The organism is Alteromonas profundi, assembly GCF_010500865.1.
Classification (GTDB): Bacteria; Pseudomonadota; Gammaproteobacteria; order Enterobacterales; family Alteromonadaceae; genus Alteromonas; species Alteromonas profundi.
The window spans coordinates 1-13,799 of record NZ_JAAAWN010000041.1 but is presented as its reverse complement, the minus strand read 5'-3'; the positions used below and the strand labels follow the sequence as shown (position 1 = coordinate 13,799).

At 41.9% G+C, this 13,799-nt stretch carries 17 protein-coding genes; 6 read left to right on the top strand and 11 right to left on the bottom strand.

Annotation, left to right across the window (positions count from 1 at the left end; genetic code table 11):
* Window positions 1-341: 341 nt before the first annotated feature.
* Together GTH32_RS18335 and GTH32_RS18330 are read left to right on the top strand one after the other, a co-directional pair.
* Window positions 342-509: a DUF1328 domain-containing protein gene (locus GTH32_RS18335; protein WP_082604849.1), complete on the top strand. Its 168-nt coding sequence runs from the start codon at window positions 342-344 to the stop codon at window positions 507-509.
* Window positions 510-772: 263 nt separating this feature from the next.
* Window positions 773-1,018, top strand: coding sequence for a DUF4235 domain-containing protein (locus tag GTH32_RS18330; RefSeq protein ID WP_163088506.1), 246 nt, complete (start codon window positions 773-775; stop codon window positions 1,016-1,018).
* A gap of 425 nt (window positions 1,019-1,443) precedes the next feature.
* Here GTH32_RS18330 and GTH32_RS18325 read toward each other — a convergent pair whose 3' ends face one another.
* From GTH32_RS18325 to GTH32_RS18300, 6 genes are all read right to left on the bottom strand, one after another.
* Window positions 1,444-2,112, bottom strand: a complete 669-nt coding sequence (locus GTH32_RS18325; protein WP_163088504.1) for a family 16 glycosylhydrolase — start codon at window positions 2,110-2,112, stop codon at window positions 1,444-1,446.
* A 78-nt stretch (window positions 2,113-2,190) separates the two neighbouring features.
* Window positions 2,191-2,421, bottom strand: a complete 231-nt coding sequence (locus GTH32_RS18320) for a hypothetical protein (protein ID WP_163088502.1) — start codon at window positions 2,419-2,421, stop codon at window positions 2,191-2,193.
* Window positions 2,418-3,950, bottom strand: a complete 1,533-nt coding sequence (locus GTH32_RS18315; protein WP_163088500.1) for a DUF7133 domain-containing protein — start codon at window positions 3,948-3,950, stop codon at window positions 2,418-2,420. Before GTH32_RS18315 ends, GTH32_RS18320 begins: the two co-directional genes overlap by 4 nt.
* On the bottom strand, window positions 3,947-4,828 hold the full coding sequence (locus tag GTH32_RS18310) for a c-type cytochrome (protein ID WP_163088499.1): 882 nt from the start codon (window positions 4,826-4,828) through the stop codon (window positions 3,947-3,949). The genes GTH32_RS18315 and GTH32_RS18310 overlap by 4 nt, the downstream gene beginning before the upstream one ends.
* Before the next feature lie 97 nt (window positions 4,829-4,925).
* A complete protein-coding gene (locus GTH32_RS18305; RefSeq protein ID WP_163088497.1) occupies window positions 4,926-5,954 on the bottom strand; it encodes a hypothetical protein in 1,029 nt (342 codons plus the stop codon).
* Between the two features lie 401 nt (window positions 5,955-6,355).
* Window positions 6,356-6,868 carry a hypothetical protein gene (locus GTH32_RS18300; RefSeq protein ID WP_163088495.1) on the bottom strand — a complete coding sequence of 171 codons (513 nt, stop codon included), beginning with the start codon at window positions 6,866-6,868 and terminating at the stop codon, window positions 6,356-6,358.
* A 214-nt stretch (window positions 6,869-7,082) separates the two neighbouring features.
* On the opposite strand from GTH32_RS18300, the gene GTH32_RS18295 reads away from it, so the two are divergent.
* Entirely contained in the window at window positions 7,083-7,283 is a 201-nt protein-coding gene (locus tag GTH32_RS18295; protein ID WP_163088493.1) for a hypothetical protein, read from the top strand.
* Window positions 7,284-7,291: 8 nt separating this feature from the next.
* Complete coding sequence (locus GTH32_RS18290; RefSeq protein WP_163088491.1) at window positions 7,292-9,148, top strand: alpha-amylase family glycosyl hydrolase; 1,857 nt, start codon at window positions 7,292-7,294, stop codon at window positions 9,146-9,148.
* Window positions 9,149-9,488: 340 nt separating this feature from the next.
* Here GTH32_RS18290 and GTH32_RS18285 read toward each other — a convergent pair whose 3' ends face one another.
* The 3 genes from GTH32_RS18285 to GTH32_RS18275 all read right to left on the bottom strand — a co-directional run bounded on the left by GTH32_RS18285 (window position 9,489) and on the right by GTH32_RS18275 (window position 11,083).
* Window positions 9,489-10,085 carry a hypothetical protein gene (locus GTH32_RS18285; protein WP_163088489.1) on the bottom strand — a complete coding sequence of 199 codons (597 nt, stop codon included), beginning with the start codon at window positions 10,083-10,085 and terminating at the stop codon, window positions 9,489-9,491.
* A 384-nt stretch (window positions 10,086-10,469) separates the two neighbouring features.
* Window positions 10,470-10,679 (bottom strand): hypothetical protein, encoded by a 210-nt coding sequence (locus GTH32_RS18280; protein ID WP_163088487.1) that lies wholly within the window; start codon window positions 10,677-10,679, stop codon window positions 10,470-10,472.
* Window positions 10,676-11,083, bottom strand: a complete 408-nt coding sequence (locus tag GTH32_RS18275; RefSeq protein ID WP_163088485.1) for a hypothetical protein — start codon at window positions 11,081-11,083, stop codon at window positions 10,676-10,678. Before GTH32_RS18275 ends, GTH32_RS18280 begins: the two co-directional genes overlap by 4 nt.
* 711 nt (window positions 11,084-11,794) lie before the next feature.
* Between GTH32_RS18275 and GTH32_RS18270 the strand changes: the two genes are divergently transcribed.
* A complete protein-coding gene (locus GTH32_RS18270; RefSeq protein ID WP_163088483.1) occupies window positions 11,795-12,205 on the top strand; it encodes a hypothetical protein in 411 nt (136 codons plus the stop codon).
* 233 nt (window positions 12,206-12,438) lie between these two features.
* On the top strand, window positions 12,439-12,921 hold the full coding sequence (locus tag GTH32_RS18265; RefSeq protein ID WP_163088481.1) for a hypothetical protein: 483 nt from the start codon (window positions 12,439-12,441) through the stop codon (window positions 12,919-12,921).
* Window positions 12,922-13,144: 223 nt separating this feature from the next.
* On the opposite strand, the gene GTH32_RS18260 is transcribed toward GTH32_RS18265, so the two are convergent.
* The gene (locus GTH32_RS18260) at window positions 13,145-13,306 is read right to left on the bottom strand and encodes a hypothetical protein (RefSeq protein WP_163088479.1); all 162 of its coding nucleotides are present in this window, start codon (window positions 13,304-13,306) and stop codon (window positions 13,145-13,147) included.
* Window positions 13,307-13,461: 155 nt separating this feature from the next.
* On the bottom strand, window positions 13,462-13,799 hold a 338-nt coding region (locus GTH32_RS18255), incomplete at its 5' end, for an ATP-binding protein (RefSeq protein ID WP_163088478.1).

The window sequence follows — 13,799 nt, the reverse complement described above, 5'->3', positions numbered from 1 at the left end:
TTGCCGAATACGATTCACTATGCGACAGTGGAAAGCTGCACTCAAATGGTACAGCTCTATAGTAGACGGGGCCTGGGCCGGATGTGCATGAAATTAAATTCGTGGGGATCCCTCAGACTCTGACCCCTTAATTTGAGAAATATTTACAATTTTACTCGTAAGATTGTGAGCCACTTTTGTTGTTGCAATTATTGCTACACAAAAACCCGTTACCTTTCTTTGGTTGCAATCAGGCTACAGGCCGCATTTTTACTGAAACTTGAACAATAAGCTAAAAAACTCGCAAAGTAGGCCCATGGTTTGCAACTAAACTATTAACTCACAAACTGAAGGGATACATTATGTTACGCTGGGCTTTAATATTTCTAGTAGTCGCATTAGTTGCAGCAGTTTTAGGCTTTGGTGGAATTGCTGGTTCGGCAGCGGGTATCGCCAAAATTATATTTGGGATTTTTGTCATCCTGCTTATCATATCAATTGTTATGAATATGGTTAGGGGCAAACGATAAACCACAACCGAATTGAAAATTGGTTTAAAGACTCTACGAGAGTCTGCATTAAACAGCCATTAGTCATCTGATTAGTGGCTGTTTTTTTTAACCCCAATCTCAAAAATTATGTAATAGCGACAGTCAGCAATGAAAGGAGTACGCGTTTTATACGTACATTAATTGCTGTGTGAATGATGACTACCCCTTACGCACCTATAGCGTTATCGAGGTAATTATTCTTGCCGTTATTCCCCTATGGACACAAACCAACGGAGAACATTATGAGCAATAAACAACTCATTACCAACGTAGGTATTGGCCTTGCCGCTGCATCGGCAGGCATTCTAGCAAGGAAAACGCTACAAAAATCGTGGGAAAAGGTGACGAACGAACCTGCTCCAAAAGATAAGGAAAGCGAAAATACCGACCTTAAAGAGGCTGTAACATGGGCAGTAGTGTCAGGCATTGGTGCCGGTGTAGCTAGAATGGCCGTTCAATACGTCATGGACAAACGCCAGTCGAAATAACGTTTTAAAATTGATACCTCTTAAAAGTATAAGCACCTATAAGGGGTATCAATCCATTAATTAAATTCAATAGTTTCTTTATTATCCCCCCTTCTATAGGCACACCATGAGAACCAGTCTTCGCTGCATTGCTAGTAACTAATTATGTCTAAGTCGGTTTATCTCTCTTCTGGTATACCAGAAAGCAATGATGGCACTTAAAATAACTACAGTAATAATGGTGAGCATATTGAAGCTAGCGGGCACAATTTGTTTAAACAGCTTTTGCCAGCGCTGTTTATCAAAGGTAGATTTGGCAACATTGCCATGGCTGATGCCTATATTATTACCGGCTCGCAGGGTTCTCTTCTAATGCGTATCCCATAGAGGACAAAAGACTCAGCGATACTAAGGCGAGTTTATTAAACACTATGCTTTTCATGTGGCTACTCCGTTTTCCATGTTCTTATCCACTGATATCGCGTTGAGCGATCTTTCTTGGATGCCATGAAGCCATCTTTTTTCGCATCGCTAGGCCAATTGAAGTCATAAATTTCAATTGCCAAAATAAGTGCCATGGGGTTTTCAAATGGAATACTGGGCACAATCGTGTGGTTGAACTTCCCGTCTACAAAGAAGTCAAGTTGTGTGGGCGTTCGCCAATGAAAGCCATAAACATGAAAATTTTCAGAAGGTGAAAATGTGCCACTAAGATCTTTCGGCGTTTCAATATTTATCGCTTTCTCAGTACAGCCGTCTTGTCGCTGGCGAGCAGTGGCATTAATACCTTGAAGAAAGTTAATGCGTGTCTTTTCATACCATTCAGGCACTGACTCACCCTCAAGCGGAGGCTTAGTGTTACTCGATGCTCGCCCAATACTTTCGGTAACATCGAGCTCAGTTTTGGGCACCGTTTCACAATTAGGATCCTGGGGCGTTTGCATCCAAAATGTACCCGACATAATTGTGGTTGTTGTTTTCATTTTTGCTTCGGTATACATGCCCGGCTGCATTAAGGCATGGGAACGCAGAATGGCGCCAGTATGCGTCCACGTTCTTCCCTCAAAAACAACGTCTTCCTTTTTTCCTTCCATCCAGAGTTCGCCATCAACCACACTGACATTCTTTTTCTGAAATAATCCTGGGTACCGCCCGTTCCATAGAAACTTGCCTGGAACGATATTGCGGGTATCTCATATTTGACTTAACTCATCCCCTTCAAATTCATCTGAAAGTGTTTCAACGAGTGACCATCGCTGTGTTAATAGCTGCTTACTAGCATCATCTTCCCCACTAACAAATGGATGCGTTTGTGCTTCTTCTTGGGCGTTAACGTTCAAGCTAGCAATTAGAAGAAGAACGGTTAGCCCCCCGCTATTTAACCAACGTATCGCACCATTTTGTCCTAACATATTGCGCTTCATTGTGAGTCTCCTGCACGTTTAATCAGGTTGTACCGTAAAACAGTGCCCATTAAAGGTTTACCGTTCGCGCTAACCATTTCACCTAGGTCTATAGTGTAAAGTCTATTCTCGGCCAGGCTGTCTAAGGTAATAAAAAGCTGCTTTCTCGATTTATCTAAGGTGAGTTTGGCTGGAACTACACTAGTTACATCCACCTTTTCTGAACCGTATTTGGCGTGATAGTGATAGGTATGGTGGGTTATTGAAACAGCATCTGGCATAGCCTCGATGGGCTCATTAGCGGTAATTTGAAACCCGTTTTTATGAAGCGTTACGCTTTCAATAAGAAAAGGCGTTTTTTTCTTAGTAATTTTGAGCAAGCCCTCTCCACCAGCCCAATTCATGTGTACTTTGCCGACCCACAATGCGCCATCTGAAGAGAAATCCATTGTGTAATTTCCAATGCCAAGCGCATTGCCCCCTACAAAAGGAATGAGTGTTCCTTGCAATGTTCCGTCAATTTCATCGGGTAAATATCGAATGAGATGATTTTTATTCATATCACCTAAGAGCAATTCTCCCTCTGGAAGACCAAAAAGAGATTTAGCGATAGTTTTAACCGGTTTCGTTGGTGAATTCGCCAGCTCTCCATGTGGAAACAATGCCGCTGCGGGTTTGCGCAACGGTAATAAATCTGGCGCTTCTATTTCAGAATGGGGCTTTTGCCAACCTTTTTTCCAATGCAAAGAAGCGGGATGTCCCGCAAAATCTCCCTCGCTGACATGATGCAAAGGGCTTGTTCCTATCCAGTCACCCTGATTATCCGTTACCCATAGGCGTCCGTTATCATCGAATCCCATTCCAGCTGGCGACCGAAACCCTGAAGCAAAAGGCGTAGCCTCACCGTCAGGCGCTATCTTCATTACCCACCCTCGGTAAGGCGCACAAGAAAACATGCGAGTTACCTTCTTCCGATACCCCTGTTTCCATTTTTCAAAGTCATGCCACTGCTGCATCTTGTCTTTAGGAGGGCATAAATCACTGTATTCCCCCCTTATATACTCAAAAACGCCATTAAAATTAGATGCTACATTTAGCGCAACAAATATATTTCCTTCACTGTCAACCACCGGACCAAACGCAAATTCGTGGTAGTTTCCCGTCATTCCAAAATCATCGTATACCGTCTGATACTGATCTGCCTTGCCATCACTATCAGTGTCAATTAACCGCGTAAGCTCCGGCTTTTGAATAACTAAAAATTGTCCCGGCTTCTCCTCTACAATACCAAGTGGCATATGCAATCCCGACGCAAACACGTCCCATGTTTCAGACTCAGGATCGTAGATAACCACGTCTCCGTGCATCACAGTAAGCGCTAGTCGGCCGTCTTTCATTGCCGTTAAACCACCGACTTGAGGGTCAATTTCAATGGGGTAATCAACCCGCTCAATGGCGTAGTAGTCATGCCAATCTGCTTTTGCTATTGCAAAAAACATAAGGTGGGAAAGAAACGCCACCAGCAGCGCTGCGGATAAAAGGGTATTCATAATTCCACCTCAATGCTGAAGCTCGATACTTGCTCAGGAGACAAGTGAACGTTGTCGTCGGTTAGAGGTTTTCCATTAAGGCGTATTGAAGATAAAGACGAATGGTCAAGAGTAAGTGCTACATCATGTTTTACGCCTGTTATTGTAAACTCACGAACGAAGGATTTTTCGTTACTCCCTAAATGAATACGTTCTTTTACTTCAACATTGCCGACCTGATAGTGAAACTCTGGCTCCCCCTTAATCAATTGGTATCCTTTGAACATAATCTCCGTATTTTTAACAAACGAAAATAAAACCTCGCTTTGTTCTGAATACATTATGGCTTTCGCATTTTCCTCTCGTCTTTTTTCTCCGTCAAAATTAGCGCCAGTGGGGTACACATAGCGCAATTTTGCTATGGTGGTATCCCATACCACTGTTAATTCAGAATTTAGAGCAATAGCGATTGATGCGGGGCTAGTGAAAGGCAGATAATGTCTCAACACCTGAGGATAAGGTCGCTGTGGCGGCTTGTAAGGTGCGAATTTAGGTTTTTCCCCTTCTTGTTTTTGGTCCTTACTCACATCCAATATGTAAAGGTGAATAGCTGCAAGCGTATCGTTGTCCAAATAGGTAATCGCGGGCATTTGGATCATATCAGGGTTTTTCTTACCCGGACTTTTCACCCAGGCTAAAAATGCCTCCCGTTTAGTCTCTGGGTAGTGCTCGCCAATATAAACTAACGACGGACCTGTACTATTTTGCTTTAGATTGTGACAGGCGCCACAATTTTCTTTAAATGCCGTCTCGCCCATATCATTGGCGTAAACGTCAACAGACAAAGTCATTAGCAATAGCACAAAACAGATAGTGCAAACACTCTTGCTGACCATCATAAGAAAACTCAAGTTGTATCCTCTTTTTTTACATCCACATTTGTTTTCCTTGTGTTCCCACTGCAAAATACGGTCGAAAGCCTGCTACCTGCCAACGCTATATTGGCATTACCGAATTTCCCAGAAACCGGCGGAATTTTTGGGGGTTACCGTGTTCATCTCCCTCAAGCAGAAAAAACACCATCCCAGCATCAGACAAGTCAGCTTTATTTTTAAGGTTGTGCTGCATTCGTTCCCACAACCAACGCAACGAAGGGTCTTTGTGGGTTTTAAGCCATTTAAAAGGTTCAAATGATTTTGAGCACCATAGCGTTGCGGGTTTGTCACACGCGTTCTGATCTATAATTTTTTTGTAATGGATACGATTGCCACTTAGCAGCAACACATCTGACATTGTATGATGCGCTTTTCTTCTCAAATGGTTGTCGTTATACCCACTATGAGAAACAACATATACGTGAGAAAGTGACGCAATCTTTTCTCTATCGATGACGCGTGCAACGGCCTGATAAAGAAATTCTGAAGGCCCCATATGGATAAAATACAGAGGGTTGTGTTCACTAGATTTTGCAATCTCATGTGCCAGATGTTCAATTGCCCTATCTGTATTTTTCGACACATCGAAGAACGGTGATTTAGGAAAGTTCCACCACTTAATTGCACCAGTGACAGAGTCTGCCATGTAGTTTGTTTCGCTAGTATGCGGTGGTGCCTCAATGAAGTTGTTGAAGGAATAATGCACCAACTTATCTTGCAACCCTTTTTTGGCAAGCATTGCTAGTGTTGCGGCTGTACCTGCCCAATCATCCTCGTCAGCTCGCGGCCAGCGTGCTTCAGTGTGATGATCAGCTTGATTGTTACCATCTGCACTAATTGCTATTCGTTCACCGTTGTACTGGAATCCCTCCGTAATAAACGCTGATACACCTTTAACGCTGCCATTGTGAGTAAATACAGAAGAAAGTGAACTGGTTGATTCAACCCCGTAAAGGCTTACTTCATTGTCTAGCGTATGGGCAACAACCCATGCACTGTTAACACAAAGTACTGTGCTGACGACAGCCGCTGTTTTACGCTGAATCCTAGGTAATATTATAGATTGAAGACGGGTTATGCAGCGAAACATAAATAGAGGGCCCAGAAATCGTACGCGTTATAAATATAGAGTCAGACTACCCCTCAATCACGATGAAGTCAACATTTCACAAATATATTGTTAACATTAAAACTTAAGGCGCAAGATAAAAAGTGTAATATGGCTATGTATTAGCATGAGCTTTCACTCACTTTTTATTAACAAATCCATTCCTTGCTAGCTACGAGGACAAGACTTTGAGAAGACTCTCAGTTTCAGCTTTGTTAGCGACAAAATATGACTGTCTTGTTTAGTGCACATTATGACGTGCCTGAAGTGTCTGTCGCGTTTATGGCTGCCTAAACCTAAAAATGGTGGCAGAGTACCTTTTCACCTACGTCGAAATCTAGATTCTTTGGCAGACGGAAACAGTGCACTCCGCCCCTATTTCTCTACAAGCTGCTCGTTACTGAAACGGCTGTTTTGCCTAGTAGGTTATATGCTTGTTCAGTTTTTTCATGGGAAGGACTATTGACTACTACTACCCACTTACCTTCTCGGGTGGCGTTTCTAGCCTGGTCCACCACTCCATCCTGATCTGGCCTAAGGGATATAAAGCCTGCAATCATTAACCCACCAAACAAACCCAATATTGAAAGCGCTAGTGTAGTCATCATGGGGCTGTCTTGCGTATAGCTTGGCCCAACAAAAGACAAAATTGCAGCGATGACAACACAGATAACAACGCCGACTATACCCATCGCTATATGAGCTTTAAGCATAAAAAAGCCGACTTGGCTGTCCTTATTCTCTATCTTCTGGTCAAACTGAGTGTCATGAGGATTTAAAATGTCGACCTCATCAGGCTTCAACGCAGCTTTTTCTCGTACCGACTCGGCGGCAGTTTTTGCGCTAGTTTCATCGGTATAGATGGCGCAGACTTTTCCTCTAATCTCATTACTCATAATATTTCCTTTATGTAACGCTCAACATTAGGTTAACGAACTCGGACTAACTTCAGTTATAGAAATAAGAATTGCAAAACCCATTCCCTTAAAAGAAATTACCGATAAAAGCTGCTGTGAAGCTGTTAGAAATACTCAACAGGCCTCCTTAATTAAGCGAACTTAAGTAAACGCGAAAAGGCACCGTTATACACATAGTGCTGACAAATTTACCGTGAAATTGCAAAAATTACTTATTTCCTACTCTCTACTTTGCGAATTCAAAATGGTATGGATGGCACTTAAACAAGCGGAAAAGTTAACCACAGCGGGTAACGTTCGTGGCTTTAAGACAGGCACTGGTTTTTATTTATCTATAGATGCTATGTTGGCGCGTTTTACGCTTAATGATGGTTTCATATTACAAGTTTACTGAGAGCTCAAATGCCACAGCAAAATCCCCTTCCTATGGGTTTAAGCAAGTTAGATAAAGGCTACAAAGTTTGTGTTTGGGCGCCGCATGCGGCTAGCGTATCCATACATGGAGAATTTGACGACTGGAGCGATGACGGCCTTGCGCTATCTAAAGAAGACGGTGGGATATGGGCTGCAAACGTACCAGAACTTAAAAACAATCAGCAATACCAATTTCTTATTACTACCGAATCTGGCGACGTATTAAAGCGCAATGATCCTAGGGCTCGTTTGCTTACCAACAGTATCGGAGCCTCAATTGTTTATGATGATGACTATCATTGGCCTGATGATCACTTCTCTATGCCCGACAAAAAATCGCTGGTTATTTATGAACTGCACATAGGCACATTTAACTGCAAAGAAAGAGACGAAAATGGAACGCCGAATAAGCCTGGCACATTTGATAGTGCTATTGAAAAGTTAGATTACCTTGCAGAACTCGGTATTAACTGTATTGAATTGATGCCCGTTAATGAATTTGCAGGTGACTTCAGCTGGGGTTACAACCCTGCCTACCCGTTTGCGGTTGAAGAAGCTTACGGTGGACCAAATGGCTTGAAAGACTTTGTTCGCGAAGCTCATGCACGGGGTATCGCCGTAGTATTAGATGTAGTCTACAACCACTTTGGACCAAGTGATCTTCACCTTTGGCAATTCGATGGCTGGTCTGAAAACAACAAAGGCGGTATTTACTTTTATAATGACTGGCGTAGTGACACCCCGTGGGGCGATACAAGACCAGATTATGGCCGACCAGAAGTGCGCCAATACATTTTTGATAATGCAATGATGTGGCTAGATGAATACAGACTAGATGGCTTGCGTATGGACATGATCCCCTATATGCGTTCGGTATCTGGTTCAGAAACCCCTGAAGACTCCATTGAAGAGGCTTATGATTTAATTCGCTGGATAAACAGCGAAATACAACAACGTCACCCAGAAAAAATTGTCGTTGCCGAAGACCTTCACGGAAATGACTTCGTCACCAATTCCACAGAAGACGGTGGGCTTGGCTACACGGCGCAGTGGGATGCACACTTTGTCCATCCAATACGTGATGTTTTAACCCAGCCAGACGACGAGAATAGAGATATTTCTACCGTCCAAGAAGCACTTACGCAGCAATACTCCGAAGACCCTTTTCGCCGCGTGATTTACGTGGAATCCCATGATGAAGTGGCTAACGGTAGCGCGCGTTTGGCAGAAGAAATAGCGCCTGGTAACGTGGATAAAGACTATTTCGCTCGTCAACGTTCTGTAATAGCTGCAGCACTTACCCTCACAGCGCCTGGTATTCCCATGTTATTCCAAGGCCAAGAGTTGCTAGAAGATCTCTGGTTTGATGATATGGACCCTCTAGATTGGTCGAGAGAACAGAATTTTCCGCAGTTACACAAAGCCTACAAAGCCTTAATCGCTTTACGCAAGGGTAGCCCAAGCTTACATAGTAATGAAGTAACAGTGACGCACTTCGATAAAGACAATGGCGTACTGGCTTACATCCGAGGCGATAACGGCGATGATGATACAAACCAAGCCGAAAACGACAAGGCAATGATTGTCATAAACTTTAAGAATCAAGCACACGATAATTACGAAATCCCCAACCTAAACAAAGGTCAATGGCATTGTATTTTTAATTGGTACGGGGGATATCACGAGCCAAGCGACTTTTCGTTTTTGAATGATACCGCTGGTGAAGAACATAATGTTCATGAGGAAGATAATGCTCATGAGGAAGATAATAAGCATGAAGAAAATAGTAACGCTACGCTTTACCTGGAAGCCTATCAGGTTTTAATTTTTCAGCTTAATCATTAACAATGGCTAACGCACTACAAGAAAATGGCGGAACAAGAAGCACAGCAAAATGAGAAAGTTGAGTAATTAGCTAATAAAGAACCCTAGTGAGAGCGAATGGTCACTTTCTCATTGTGTCAATTTATTCCGATATTCAGAAGCTTACTGTAGAAGGACCATAGGCCTAAGTTGAATTAGCCTATGTTAATTGTAGTGATTCATTCAACTCATATCAGTTCCGTCATGGAATCTTACCGCATCATTCATCTCTTCTAAACAAATAACTGGGAAGCACGAATGATCAACGATTAGAAATTGAAGATTAGCTGTACTAGCTCATTTCGAAAATATCTGATTGTATTTAGAGAGGTGCCTGCTCCATTGTGTTAATAGCCACACCCGCTCGTGAAAGATTTCGCACAAGTGACTCGTAAAGATGCGGTAGGTCATCTTGCATTTCTTCAAAATTGTTAAATTTACGGAAAAGTATTTTTTCAGCACACTCCTCTCGTGAGTATTGCTCTCCTGAGGCGTCCTTTATGCCGCATTCATTGGGGCTAGGTTGCTTTAGTGAGGGATTATTCCAGTAAATAATGTGACCATTTTTAATTAATTCACTACATTCAGCTTCATAGGGGGATACACCCACACCTAAAACATTATCGTTTTGGAAAGCAATAATATCTTCATCTGTTGCTCCATTGTTCAATCTATCAGAATGTATTCTAACCTCCAAATCTCCTTCCCCTCCGGGTACCATGGCATTCAATAGAAATTTTTGTGCGGTATCAGAGGTAGCCACATTGACCATCAAGCACTCAGGTCTGGCAATTCTCTCCATGACATATGTATGAACTTCCACCAAAGGATCACCTTTCAAAGGGGTTTGACCAATATGTTGCTCAGAGCATGCGGAGAGTGCGACTGGGATCAAAGGAATAAGTAAGTTTTTTTTCATTATATCGCTCCTTGACTGTATAAATTTCAAACAAACGATAGATCAAGAGCGCTAATTGATCAAGACTAAATTCCATTGATCACAGGAAAAGAAAAATGGTTTCTACCCCGTTTTCACGGACGGCAGCAATTGGCACTAATCGGAAGCCTAAAATCTAAAGCCTGAAGGTCCGCTGTTTGTCTGAAACGGACTACCAAGATTCAACCGGAAAAGTTCCACTCTTCGGTAACAGCAACTGTTTAACGACTAGAACTTAAAAGACACAAAAAAGGCAAACCATCTGATTCGCCTTCCTAATCAATCAAACTTTAACAGCAACGCTGCTAATCCAACACCTGTGGCAATTAACTAAGTTACCCGTAGAATTCAGCCATGATCTTAATGCTAATAATCGTATCCCTCAGCCCAGTCCGCATGCTCAGCTTCCGCTGACCACATCATGTCTATACATCCGGATAAATTGCTTTCACACCCTGTATCATCATGCTCCCAATTGGCTGAGTTGTCATGCCCATAGCCAGTGAGATTGGTCACCACTTTAGGCAAATCCTCTTCCAATAACGAGCTATCTTCTGGCAAGCTTGTTGCAATCATAACGCCTCTCCCTGTGCGTGGCGATCAATCTCTTCTTCACAAATCCAGCAGCATTCCAAAGCTAATGATTCCGCCAGCTCAGCCATCCTGCCGCCTTGGTGAAATTCTAGCCCAAAGTCAAACTCAGAAGCGATAATTTCAAAAATTTCGCTTGGCTCTTCTATTGCTGGGTAAATTCGAGAACGGTTGCTAGAATCTGAATACTTCTGTCGAAACCACGACTCTGCGTCGTCGATCCTTACAGCTCCTCTATTCTTAAAAGTGATTAACGTCCGCCAATTGAGATAACCGTATTCCCTAGCCATTTCGTCTTGTATTTGGGTTAAGGACAAGGGAGTAGCTTTGCACTTAGCTTTAGCTTGCTTTTTAAGTTTCTGAATAAACGTATCAGTAATAATGGGCATAATGCCTCCAGTTTATTTGCGAATTTATTGAATTAATGTCCACTTGGATTCAACAAACTCCCCAACTGGGATTATGCTAAATAAGAAATGAATGAGCAGCTTCGAAAAACTTTTGCATGGACAGACAGGCTTTGCTCAGAGCCAATTTCGAATATACATGAAAAAGATTAAATGTAAATCACTTAATTTTAAATGATTTACAATAGTAGTGAGGTCATTTGACTGCCCCTCTTCCCAATCAGAATAATTGGACAGCAAGGTCAGAAGCTAAAGGCTATGCAACTTATTTTGTAAGGATATGTTCGCGGATAGTGTTAAGTTGTAATGGTCACAACCTAACCTAACAGTCTCTTGTATTGATAAACCTGCCGCTCGGTTAAAAATTGTTTCCGACGATAAATTGTGGAATTCCTAAATTGCCGAACGGTTGGGCAAGCTATTTTATTAGTGCCCCTAAAACAGAAAAAATCAGTCGTATTTTTTAACGGTTTGGGGGAGAATAAGCTTGCGCTTTGGAAAATATTAATAGTTTGTCGTTTGAGTTCATAAATATGTAAGAACTGTTCAAATACCCCCCACAAATCGGTAAGAGTCTGATAAAAATATAGATTTTTGAATATTTATCTTAATACTTCATCTTAAAAGATAATCTTTGCAAGCTTTAATACGACAACAGTAAATTAACAACATTAAATATATCAAGGACGAGAAATGGCAATTGGATTTATCAAAAAAGCTACAATTAAAAGCTTTACAAAAAAAGCATTGAGCGTCTTGCCGTTCACGCTTAATGACGACAAACGATTTGGTCTTGCTATTCATATTATAAGCCAAGGACTTGCACATAAACTTACAAGCCACACATCGCCATTTGAAAATAGCAATTTTTTGCAGGACCAGTGGGAGATTATCGATTATTGTCTTGACGTAACCAGTAAAGCAGTTGGCATAACAGCTGAGCGTCTGGATGAAATATCTAGACATGCTTATGAGAGTGTGCCTGAAGAAAATAGATTGGAATTAAGTAAAATAACGATCGATTTCATGGCCTCCAAAAGCGCCATTGATTCAAAAAAATTGATTGGCCGCGCAATTTGTCTTATGCATGCAGACACGCAGTAAACAAAGCGCCTAAACGTTCTCAGATCAAAACATACTATCGTTAGCATTTTGAAAGCGCCTCCCCAAGATCATCACTAACTATTTTTGTAAATGACGTTTGATGGACTTGGCATCTAAATGATTTTTGAACGGATACGAACTAAACAAACACATAAACTATATAGTCGTTTTGGAAGGCAATATCGTTTTGCAACCTGACGAAGAACAAAAATCATTTAGCCAAGGAGAAGTAGATGGAGCTTTTAATACTAATTGGAATAGGTGTAGTAATTTGGCTAGTAAGCGAATCGGACAAAAAAAGATACTCTACCTACACCAGGTCCTATTCTGATCAGTCAAATGCAACTAAATCTTCTAGAAAAAATAGGGCCACATACTGCCATTCTTGTAAGTCCAGTCTTACCAGTTCAAACGATAAAGAATGTGCTAACTGCGGTTGGCTAATATGTTCAATTTGTGGCGCATGCGAATACAACTGTTCAAAGTCAAAATCTCAAGCTAATAAAGCTATCGCACTAGGTGCAGCAACTTTAGTCAGTGCTGCTACTTCAGCTAAAGATAACTACGGTGAAGATTATGATGACAACGAAGTCTACGATACGTTCTCTGACTATGGATACGATGAATATGAGTCAAGTTATGATTCTGAACCAGAGATAGATACCAGTATTGATGAGGGTTACGCCGAGGAAATTGATTGGGAAGATAGGTACTAGGCTGAGTAATAAGTTACTCAACTCAGATGGTAGCAAATGTTTCGATCGTGCTCTCCTTCGTAGCTAAATTGGATTAGTGTAATTGCCAAGGGATACTGGCCGTATAAGTACTAAACGATTTTGACGTTATAACGCTAGTACAACTAAGTTGATGAAGCAAATAAGATCTTCTCAACTAAAATGAATTAGGCCCAACTAAGAACTTACTATCCTGAAAACAACCCTATGCGAATTCGCCGCTGGGTTTGAGTCTGGTGAACCGACCTATAGTTTCAGATGCCCCGTATAACACGTTTTCTTTTAGTAGATGCTCTTTTAACATCGAACCCGACAGAGAATCTTCACTCACTTGCTTTGCAAGCTTGAAAACATCTAATGTATCCATGTCGTCTCCGAGAATAACGAGCCACCTATAGATTAAGTGGGAGAAAGGCGTAGGTAGCGCCTTCCCCCCATGTATTTGCGTATTTCGGTGAATCCGGCCGGTCGTTTCGGTTTTATCCGATCACTTTTTCTTCTTCTTTTTCGTCCTTGCCAGTTTTATCTTAAGTGATCGGATTGGTCTAGTTTTCTCATCGATTCGCCAGCCAGTTCAATTCGATGGCTGTTGTGCAGTAAACGGTCGAGTAATGCATCTGCCACGGTGGGGTTACTGATGAGTTTGTACCATTCGGTAACGGGCAACTGGCTAGCGATAATGGTGCTGGTGTTTTGATATCGTTCTTCCATCACGTCAAGTAAGTCATTGGCCTGTCTTGCACTCATTTTTTCCATTCCCCAGTCATCTAGGATGAGCAGCTTTTTCTTAGCGAGTTGTGCAAGCTGTGGTCGGTAACTTCCATCGGCGTGGCCGATATTCAGCTCATCTAGAAGCTGGC

Coding starts and splice junctions, on each gene's coding strand:
- GTH32_RS18300 (WP_163088495.1), bottom strand. CDS start 6,868: ATGAGTAATGAGATTAGAGGAAAAGTCTGCGCCATCTATACCGATGAA.
- GTH32_RS18285 (WP_163088489.1), bottom strand. CDS start 10,085: ATGAAAAAAAACTTACTTATTCCTTTGATCCCAGTCGCACTCTCCGCA.
- GTH32_RS18280 (WP_163088487.1), bottom strand. CDS start 10,679: ATGATTGCAACAAGCTTGCCAGAAGATAGCTCGTTATTGGAAGAGGAT.
- GTH32_RS18335 (WP_082604849.1), top strand. CDS start 342: ATGTTACGCTGGGCTTTAATATTTCTAGTAGTCGCATTAGTTGCAGCA.
- GTH32_RS18275 (WP_163088485.1), bottom strand. CDS start 11,083: ATGCCCATTATTACTGATACGTTTATTCAGAAACTTAAAAAGCAAGCT.
- GTH32_RS18315 (WP_163088500.1), bottom strand. CDS start 3,950: ATGAATACCCTTTTATCCGCAGCGCTGCTGGTGGCGTTTCTTTCCCAC.
- GTH32_RS18265 (WP_163088481.1), top strand. CDS start 12,439: ATGGAGCTTTTAATACTAATTGGAATAGGTGTAGTAATTTGGCTAGTA.
- GTH32_RS18260 (WP_163088479.1), bottom strand. CDS start 13,306: ATGGATACATTAGATGTTTTCAAGCTTGCAAAGCAAGTGAGTGAAGAT.
- GTH32_RS18330 (WP_163088506.1), top strand. CDS start 773: ATGAGCAATAAACAACTCATTACCAACGTAGGTATTGGCCTTGCCGCT.
- GTH32_RS18320 (WP_163088502.1), bottom strand. CDS start 2,421: ATGAAGCGCAATATGTTAGGACAAAATGGTGCGATACGTTGGTTAAAT.
- GTH32_RS18270 (WP_163088483.1), top strand. CDS start 11,795: ATGGCAATTGGATTTATCAAAAAAGCTACAATTAAAAGCTTTACAAAA.
- GTH32_RS18305 (WP_163088497.1), bottom strand. CDS start 5,954: ATGTTTCGCTGCATAACCCGTCTTCAATCTATAATATTACCTAGGATT.
- GTH32_RS18290 (WP_163088491.1), top strand. CDS start 7,292: ATGCCACAGCAAAATCCCCTTCCTATGGGTTTAAGCAAGTTAGATAAA.
- GTH32_RS18310 (WP_163088499.1), bottom strand. CDS start 4,828: ATGATGGTCAGCAAGAGTGTTTGCACTATCTGTTTTGTGCTATTGCTA.